Source organism: Methylobacterium sp. V23 (genome assembly GCF_002917135.1).
Classification (GTDB): Bacteria; Pseudomonadota; Alphaproteobacteria; order Rhizobiales; family Beijerinckiaceae; genus Methylobacterium.
The window spans coordinates 1-8,654 of sequence record NZ_PDHT01000069.1 but is presented as its reverse complement, the minus strand read 5'-3'; the positions used below and the strand labels follow the sequence as shown (position 1 = coordinate 8,654).

The window sequence follows — 8,654 nt, the reverse complement described above, 5'->3', positions numbered from 1 at the left end:
CCCACCGTACTGACCGATGAGGATGAGCTGACCCAGGCCATCATCGCCCTGGCGTCCGAGTATGGACGCTACGGCTATCGCCGCGTCACCGCGCTGCTACAGGCAGCCGGTTGGCAGGTAGGCAAAGACCGGGTTCAGCGCATCTGGCGTCGCGAGGGGCTGAAGGTCCCCAGCCGACATAGACCCCGCAGCCGCCTGTGGCTGAACGACGGCTCCTGCGTGCGGCTACGACCACTTCACCGCAATCACGTCTGGAGCTTCGACTTCGTGCAAGCCCAGACGCACGATGGCCGCAGCTTGCGCATCCTGACGCTGATCGACGAGCACAGCCGGGCCTGCCTGGCGCTGAAGGTGGCGCGGCGCATCAACAGCCTCGGTGTGATCGAGGCGCTGGCCGACGCGATGTGCCTGCACGGCATCCCGGAGAACATCCGCTGCGACAATGGTCCTGAGATGATCGCAAAGGCGTTGCGCAAGTGGGTCGCCAAAGCTGGCTCGCAGATCCAGTACATCGCGCCAGGATCCCCGTGGGAGAATGGCTATTGCGAGAGCTTCAACGGCAAGCTTCGTGACGAGTGTCTAAACCAGGAGATCTTCTACTCGCTGAAGGAAGCGCAAATCGTGATCGGTCTCTGGCAAACCACCTACAACCGCCTCCGACCGCATTCGTCGCTGGGCTATCGGCCGCCTGCGCCCGTCAGCTACCCGGATCTGGCCTTCCGGCTACCCATGGCCGCCACCATGCAGTAGCCTCTCAATTGGCTCGGTCCAAAGTACCGGTCAGGTCAGGGGCATGACCGTGAACGTGCTGGACCTCGAAAGTCTTCGGTTCACCAAGCAAGGGATGGGGGATTATGACCGGCAAGACCTGGGGCCCATCGAAGCCGCCCTCATGGCCCTGCGCGGCAAGGTCTTAGAGCAAACTCTACGTTCCGCGAATGCGCATGCGACCTGCCTCACGGTGCCATCCCCAATGACGCAAGAGGTGGGGCTACCGCTCGCCCTTATGGAGTCCTACTATCACTGCTGAGCGTAGCACCCATCCAAGCGGCGGCGCTCCATGGTGGAATGGACAAGATGGCTCGTCCCGGGAGTATGGACTTCCAGCAGACCGCTCCGAAATCGATTGCACCCTCTACGCGTGAGACGGGATTGGCCCGTGACGCCGGTGAGGCCGACGACGCGCGCGCGCTCGTGCGACTTTTGGATGAACTGCTCGGGCGGCAGCAGGACATGACCGACGTCACAAACCCTGTGCGTCCTCCATTCGCCGCATCGCCTGATAGGGAGGATCTATTACGGCTGGTCTCGCAGTTGGTCCAAGATGGCATATCGGCCTCAATTGTCGAAGGATCCCCTCGGCGCGAACAGCTGCTCGAAACCGCGGCTCGGATACCCGGACTTGGGCGTGAGGCCGTTCGCGTCGCCGAACCTCTTCCGACCAAAATTTCAGGCTGGCTCGCCGACATCGAGGAAGAGAAGGCGCAGGTCCGCGAGCATGCAGACGTCGATCCCAATTGGCTGGCCCTCGGGGACAGTCTCGGCTTCCTTCCGGTCGTCGACCAATTGGCCGTCATCGACAGCCTTGATCCGGCGCGGCTCGCGAGCATGGACGCCCATGACGTCGTCGCGGAGCTGCGAGGCTTGAGGGCGGCTATCGAGGAAGCCGGTCCAAAGTATTTCTCTTTGTTCGTCGCGAGGACCACCTTGTCGCGGGAAACGAGGGAAGCCTTGTTCGAAGCGGGGGCGTATGACCTACCTGTTCCGGCTTCTTTCTGGGAGCAAGACAGAGCCGACCGTATCGAGACCGCGAGAAATCTGGTCCCCGTCTTCGAAGATGAATTTGATTTCTCGAAAGAGCGGCTGTCGGTTCCGGATGAACAACCTGACCCTCCGAAGCGGCAAGGCGACATTTACAGGAACCCGTCGCTGAGCCCCGAACAGGTTCAGGGGTGGTTCCGCAGCCTTTCAAATCGGACGTAGTCCGTACGGATGATGGAAGATCCCGTGCTGGCGGCGCATGCCGTCGCTGGCCCATGCTTCGAGATAGGAGGCGAGTTCACGCCCGGGAGCATCCGTGATCAGATGGTCCGGGCCTGCCTCATCGTGCAACGCGCCGCCGACAAAAGCCTGATTTCAGCCAGACGTCCCCTGCTGGTCATCGGGGCCGGGCCAACTGGGATGACGGCCGCCCTCCACGCGGCCAAACGAGGCATTCCGGTCGAGGTCGTAGATACGGCCCCCAGTCAAACGTTCGCGCTATTCCGTTGCGATTCCCGGGATGTTGAGCCGACGCTCTACGATTGGCCGGCGGCCCACTGGGACCGCGCCGAATTTCCCTGGGCCGGCGCCGCAATGCCTCTTCCCTGGCAGTCCGCCAAGGCAGACGAGGTCGCTCGTAAATGGGCGCTGGAGATGAATCGGTCGCTCAAGGGAGTGGAGGATGCCGGCTCGCCGGCTCCGAAGTTCCATTGGAGCGCATGCGCCGATTTCGGCGACGACGGCTTCGCTCCGAACGTCGATGATGAGTACCGCGTCTGGGTGACGCTCCAAAGGATCATGAAGGACGGTTCGAAGGTCCCCATAGGCTCCAATACGCCCTTCGGCGCCGTGTTGGCCTGTGCGGGACGCGACGTCGAGGACTGCTGCGTCAAGACTTACACGGGCTTCAGCTTCTGGGAGTCTGACCGCTTCGAGGATCCTGATTGCGGCTGCGCATCCGCCCCCAGGGTATTGATCTCGGGCGGTGGCGACGGCGCTCTGCAGGACTTCATCAGGATCATGACAGGCCTCGGCACCGGAAAGTTCTTCGACGGCCTGCTCCTGGCGACGGACTCGCATCTCGAACTCTTCGAAACTGTCTTCGCCGAGATCGGCCAGGCCGAGGACGTCGCGCAGCGTGCCATGTCCTGGAACGAACCCAGGAAGCGTGACGATGCAGTCCTCCTGCGGTTGGACCGTGCCCACACGGACGCCATCGCGAAGCTCAAGGCCTCCGCCGCCTGCTGGGCCGACATCACCGCCTACATCAACGCCGTCGTCGCCCCACGGGCGCCGAACGTCCAACTCCTCCACAGCAGGGCGTTCTTCACCGAGTGCTATGCGCTGAACCGGTTCCTGGCGCTTCTGCTCATCGAAGTCCTGGGTGCCGACAAGCACCGGATCCCGAATGCCCGCGTGTCGGAGGTTCGCTGCCTGCATGACCCGCACGGGAACGGAGCCGCCGGATGCCATGGACTGCCGCACGAGGTCTCGTTCAGGAAGTCCGGCGAGGCTCGTGACCGGACCGAGACGTTCCAGGTCGTCGTGATCCGGCACGGGGTGGGCAAGTCGAACAGGATCTTCAAAGGCGAGACCGCCGTGGTGCGGCGGCGTCAGATCCTGCCGTACTTCATCGAACCTTAGAGCCGCGGGCACGGCCGACCGTTGGCATCAGCCGGGCGCACGGCGGTACCGCTTTCCACCGCCCTCCTGCTCGTCGAGCTCGAAATACTTCCCGTGCGTGACCCGGACCACCATCTTCCGGTTGAGCCTCCCCCGCGTCAGCGGACGTCCCGACTTGTCCGCCTCCTTGGCCAGCGTTTCCGGAAGCAGCCGAAGCACGTCCTTGTCCGCGACCCATTCGTTCTGGGGCAGCACCCCCTGGATCGCGCGCATCACACGGTCCCAGAACTCCGCCGCCTCAACGTCCGAAACCTGCTTCCGCAGGGTGACCACATCCCCCTCCAGCTTGGTCCTGGCGGCCCGTAGGGGCTCCACCTCAGCCTCCAACTCGGCCACCCGCGCCCGAAGCACCTCGTTCTGCCGCGTGGCCACCTCAGCCTCGCCGTAGGCCTCGTCCATCAAGGTCCGCGCCGCCTGGCACTCCACGGCCGTACGGGCCCGCTCAGCCTCAAGGCGCCCCGTCGCCTCGATCATCGCCTCTTCCCAGACCCCACGCACGAACCCGACCAAGTCGCCCTTCAACCTATCCGGGATGTCGTTGACCTCAAGTCGCGCGTCGTAGCCGTACTTCACCATCCACGTCAGCAGGTGCGGTCCCACCTCTCGCGAGGTCCCACCCCGACCACGTCGCTGCAGAACCTTGATCACGTTCCGCTGGCTCACACGTTCACCGGAGCGGCGGACCTCGTTCGCCGCGTACCACACCTTATCCTTGTCCGGCATCCCAACCCCCTCGAAAACAAGGGATCCTGCCGCGAACACGGTTAACCAACAGTGCCGTCTGGGATGCAGGACGCGGGATGCGCTTCCCGCTGCCCGCAGCCCGACAAGGCGCACTTTCCCACGCTCCAGGACCTCCCCAAGGAACCATGTTGACCGAATCGCGCTCATCGTTTGTTCTTGTTTCGTTCCAATACGAGGCTGCGATGCAGAAGGCGAACCAAGACCCCCCAAACGAGGACGGCGACGTGACGGACGTCGAGCGCGCTTACCTCCGTGAAACCTCCCCCACCAAGCGCCAGGCGCTGTGGTGGGGGCTTCCCGAAGGCTCCGGACGCATCCCTCGCCGACGGTACGTTCTTGTCACGAGGGGCTCAGGCAGCCAGCGCCACGCGTGGCGCCGCGAGCGGACGCAGGATCGGCCACAGCGCCAGCGTCAGCGCCGCGTGCAGGTCGGAATCGCCCCTGCGTCCGTCCGCCTTCGCCTCGAAGACGGACCCGCGCCGTTGCGCCCTGTCGACCACCCCGTTCCTCACGTCCGTGCAACTCGTCCAATAGGACGGCACCACCACTTCCCGAACCCCGTTCCATCTCAGCTTGTTCGAAGCGCGGCGGATGTACTGCCCCTTCGCGCCGTCGTTCATCATCCTGCTGAAGGTCCGTCCCTTGTACCCGGGCGAGCCCTTTTCCTCCGCCACCACCGTCAGGTCCTCGCGCACAACGGCCGCGTCCCACTTCAGCGCGAGCCTCATCTCGATCCCCGAGACGTGCCCGAACCAACTCCGCTTCAGACCCTCCACCGTGCGGTACACGCCCCGCCGTTCCAGCTTGAGCCGGCCCACGTAGGCGAGCAGCCTGGCGAGGCGCCTGGTCCACCCGGCGAGATGGCGGTCCTCGGTGACCATCCCCAGGTCGACGAGGGAGTCCGGCTCCGCGCCGAGGCGGGCGTTGACGTTGGCCTTGAGCGCGTGGATGCGCGGATAGGCGCGGTCGATCTCGGAGCGGAGCGCGTCGACCCGCAGGGCATGGCCGGCGACCGCCTTCAGGAAGTCGCCCCCGTCCATAAGCGCGGTCTCGACGGGCTCGCCGTCATGCGCGTGCGTCTCCAGGTAGGCCTTTGCCTCCTCCTTGCCCCACTCCGCGGACGCGGCCAGCAGTCCGGGGTCGACGGGACCGTCCTTGCGGACCACGGCGAAGGCGGCGGTGTTGCGGTAGCCGTAGTCCCGCCCGAGGAGGTGCGTGGCCGCCTCCAGCGGACGCACCTTCGGCCTGTGCGAGAGCACGCCCTTCACGGTCACGGAGCAGGGGCCGATCTCCAGGCACAGCGAGCCCATCGCGAACGCGTCCACATCCTCGTTCCGGAGGAGGTGCTTGAGCGGGGCCTGCCTCACGACGGCCCGGACGAGCTTGCACGGCCCGCGCGCCACCGGCGCGGCCACGAGCAGCGGGATGGCGACGGGCTCACCGCCGCGCGCCACGCTCCGCACGGCGTTCGTCATCCGATCCTGCAGGGCCGTCCAGGCTTCCTTGTTCGACCCGGACTCACCCTTGGGCAGGCAGCGGTAGTCGAGGTGGAGTTGGACGACCGCCTCGGCGTCCCTTCCCCACTCGGGATGGCGGAACCTCTCCTCCACCACGGCGACCATGGCCATCAGCGCCTCCGCGTGGAGGGGCGGCAGGTTGGAGCGTCCGTCCCGAACCTTGCGCAGCAAGGACATGGCCCCGGCGAAGTCGAGGGAGTCCGCCAGCGCCTTGAGCGCGCCGACGTCGGCATCGGAGAGCCGTCGCGACCATTCCTCGGGCAGGTTGACGAGGCGGCGGGTGCCGTCCCCGCATGGCACGTCGCCGACGGTGCCGACGTGCCTCAGCCTTCCGAACAGGTTGGCTTGCCCGCGCCTGTGCCGCTCGATGACGGCGGTCTTTGCGGAGATCCTGGCCTTCTCGGCCCAGACGGAGTTGATCCGTCCCTTGAGCTCGGCCTGGGCGGCGAGCATGAGCCGGTCTACCTCCTTGCCTGTCGGCATCTCGTCGAGGAGCGTTGGCCGGACGGCGGAGGCGATGGCGTTGGAGGCGTGGATCCATTCCCGCCGCAGGCCGAGCCAGTCCGCGTCGACGGGCATGGCGCCAAGGGCGACCATGCGCTTGTCGTCCTTCCCGCGGCTGCCCTTGCCGTACGCCATACGCCCCGACCACGCGATGTTCGCGATATGTTCTTGACGGTTCGGCCAAGCCTGTCAAGCGTCGGGTTCGGCCGCGCATTCCTCCCCAGGCAAGCGCTACGCGCTGTGCCGGGGGTATCCTGCGCGGTACTGATGAAGCCGGGGAAGACCTATCGAAGGCCCTGCGGAACGCCATCAGGGACGGTATCGCGGCAGCCAGGCTGTCCCGGACGCGGGAGGCCATCCAGAGGCGGCTCATCTCCCACGGCTACGTAAGGCGGTCACCTCCCGACGCTTCGTGACCCAGGTCCGGAACCTCTTCGCCGCATTCAGGAGCCTTGGTGCAGGCGGTAAGGATCTTCACCGAGACTGGACTTAGAAGGTTGGCCCATTGCTTTCGGGCTTCGGCTCCTCCAATTCGACGGATGCTTCGTCCATCGCGGTCATCAAGCCTTCGGCCGCCGCGAGATCGAGGGCACGTGAAACCCTACGTGCGAATCGCTTTAGCGCAGCCCTATCCGGTGACGCCAACAAAAGGCGGGTCGTCTCGGGGTTTTGGGACAAGCCTGACTCAGCGGACATGACAGCGATCATCTCACGGAAGATCTCGCTCTGACCTTCCGAAATGATTTTTGAGTACGGGTAATTCCAGCTTAGTTTCCCAAGAGACTTGGCGAAGGTTTCCACGTCCACTGGACGAGGCTTCGCTGAAGACTGCGACGTCGGCTTCACAAACCATTTATCTGCCTTCGGATCGTACAGGCCAGGAAGGTTGACGCAATCTTGGATCTCCATGAAGTCCGCGACGTTCAGAGTGGCAATCGGGATACCACTGGCAATTGAAGTCGCTGCTAAGATTAGATCCCCACCCGTCTTCACCTTAGGTCTATCAGGCTCGCCGACCCCAGATTTTCCCGGTTGGATCGGATGTGGCAAATGAAAATTCCGAAGCTTAGGCTCAGCGTACAGTTGCGCTTGGATCCGAAGAGCCTCGACATTGGAAGCAACGATGTTCTCAGGCCTAACCGTCTCCAGGAAAGGCTCCCACCACAATCTAAGTGTTTCAGCAACTACAGTGCTCTTTTGTTTGACGAGTTCGATACCCCTGAACTGCTCGAAGATCGTTATCTGAGCGAGATAGAATTCATCGGGTTGAAGGCTCTCGAACCAATCGACAACCTCCCTAATGGGGGTCGTGCGATTGAGCTGGCTCAGAATGTCGTTGTCTACAAGGAAAGCCACGAGGGGGTCAGATACCGAAAGGTGCAGGGGTATCCGAACGACCTCGTCCCATCATCTCATCCAACAGGTCCGCTGCCTCATCGCTGACCTTGTTCTCCCGGACGAATTGTTGGGGAGTGGGACGCATATTGTCGAGCTTGCGCTTGGCAACAATGACCACGTCTTCAAGGCCCGGCACGTGAACGACGACCTGCCCCTGGGTCAAAGCAAAATGAGCCACCTCCCCGAAGGCGGGTCCGAACTCGCGAGAATCCCAGGTCTTACGAATGGGGTCGCTCATGATCTCCTCCCAACCCTACGGCTACCTGCGCAATCGTACCACATATTGTCCGTGGATGTTGCGGGTCGGGTTGACGATTTCAAGCCAAGCCGAAAGGCGCAAGCGCTTGCACGTCGCCATTTGCGGTTCTCCCGCGCTATCGACGACCAGGGCGCAGATCGTCCAGCCGAACTAACGGCCACAGCTTTCACGACTTATCCACAGTCGTCCCCAGTTCTCATTTCAGGACGACTTGAACTTCCGGGCCTTTACCTGCATTTAGGCTCTCATGTTCGCACAGATGAAATCCACGGCGAACCGGACGGAGATTTCCGTGCCGGCGCGCGCCGATTCCCACTCCCGCGGATAGCTCGCGCCCTCGCGCGATGTGATCGGCCCCCACGCGGTGGTCCATAAGTAAAGTTAGTGCGCGGTAGGCCATTCCACCACGGGTAGCTTGGCCGGCGGAGCTGGTTGGACGAGCGCTGCTGGCCAAGCGGTGAACGCTGGCACGAACACCTCTGGTGCCGACGGCCGGTATCCCAGCGAGGCATGGGGGCGCACGCCGTTGTAGTGACGGCTCCAGCTTTCGATGACGATCTGCGCCTCCTTGAGTGTGTAGAAGATCTCGCCATTCAGGAGTTCGTCACGCAGACGCGCGTTGAAGCTCTCGACGTACCCATTCTCCCAGGGTGAGCCTGGCGTGATGTAGGCGGTTTTGCTGCCGACTGCGGTGATCCAGGCTTGCACAGCCTTTGCGACGAACTCCGACCCATAGCACATCGGGAAGATGGCTCGACGGCTCTGGGGCGGCGCGCGAAGCCATGCGG

9 protein-coding genes are annotated in these 8,654 nt (G+C 63.7%); 4 read left to right on the top strand and 5 right to left on the bottom strand.

Going from position 1 to position 8,654, the window contains the following annotated elements; genetic code table 11:
• The 4 genes from CRT23_RS26715 to CRT23_RS26700 all read left to right on the top strand — a co-directional run.
• Window positions 1-750, top strand: a 750-nt coding sequence (locus CRT23_RS26715; protein WP_103712536.1) for an IS3 family transposase, incomplete at its 5' end; no start/stop codon positions are given.
• A gap of 43 nt (window positions 751-793) precedes the next feature.
• Window positions 794-1,030 carry a hypothetical protein gene (locus tag CRT23_RS26710; protein WP_103712535.1) on the top strand — a complete coding sequence of 79 codons (237 nt, stop codon included), beginning with the start codon at window positions 794-796 and terminating at the stop codon, window positions 1,028-1,030.
• Between the two features lie 122 nt (window positions 1,031-1,152).
• Complete coding sequence (locus CRT23_RS26705) at window positions 1,153-1,983, top strand: hypothetical protein (protein WP_146056541.1); 831 nt, start codon at window positions 1,153-1,155, stop codon at window positions 1,981-1,983.
• Window positions 1,984-1,992: 9 nt separating this feature from the next.
• Window positions 1,993-3,405, top strand: a complete 1,413-nt coding sequence (locus CRT23_RS26700; protein ID WP_103712533.1) for an FAD-binding protein — start codon at window positions 1,993-1,995, stop codon at window positions 3,403-3,405.
• Between the two features lie 27 nt (window positions 3,406-3,432).
• Here the strand turns inward: CRT23_RS26700 and CRT23_RS26695 are convergent, their stop codons facing one another.
• The 5 genes from CRT23_RS26695 to CRT23_RS26675 form a co-directional block, all read right to left on the bottom strand.
• The gene (locus CRT23_RS26695) at window positions 3,433-4,167 is read right to left on the bottom strand and encodes a DNA-binding protein (RefSeq protein ID WP_181017493.1); all 735 of its coding nucleotides are present in this window, start codon (window positions 4,165-4,167) and stop codon (window positions 3,433-3,435) included.
• A 371-nt stretch (window positions 4,168-4,538) separates the two neighbouring features.
• Entirely contained in the window at window positions 4,539-6,302 is a 1,764-nt protein-coding gene (locus tag CRT23_RS26690) for a hypothetical protein (protein ID WP_146056540.1), read from the bottom strand.
• A gap of 396 nt (window positions 6,303-6,698) precedes the next feature.
• A complete protein-coding gene (locus CRT23_RS26685) occupies window positions 6,699-7,565 on the bottom strand; it encodes a hypothetical protein (RefSeq protein WP_103712530.1) in 867 nt (288 codons plus the stop codon).
• A 7-nt stretch (window positions 7,566-7,572) separates the two neighbouring features.
• Window positions 7,573-7,845 carry a hypothetical protein gene (locus CRT23_RS26680; protein WP_103712529.1) on the bottom strand — a complete coding sequence of 91 codons (273 nt, stop codon included), beginning with the start codon at window positions 7,843-7,845 and terminating at the stop codon, window positions 7,573-7,575.
• A 402-nt stretch (window positions 7,846-8,247) separates the two neighbouring features.
• Window positions 8,248-8,654: transposase (locus CRT23_RS26675; RefSeq protein ID WP_245436623.1), on the bottom strand; the 407-nt coding region annotated here is incomplete at its 5' end.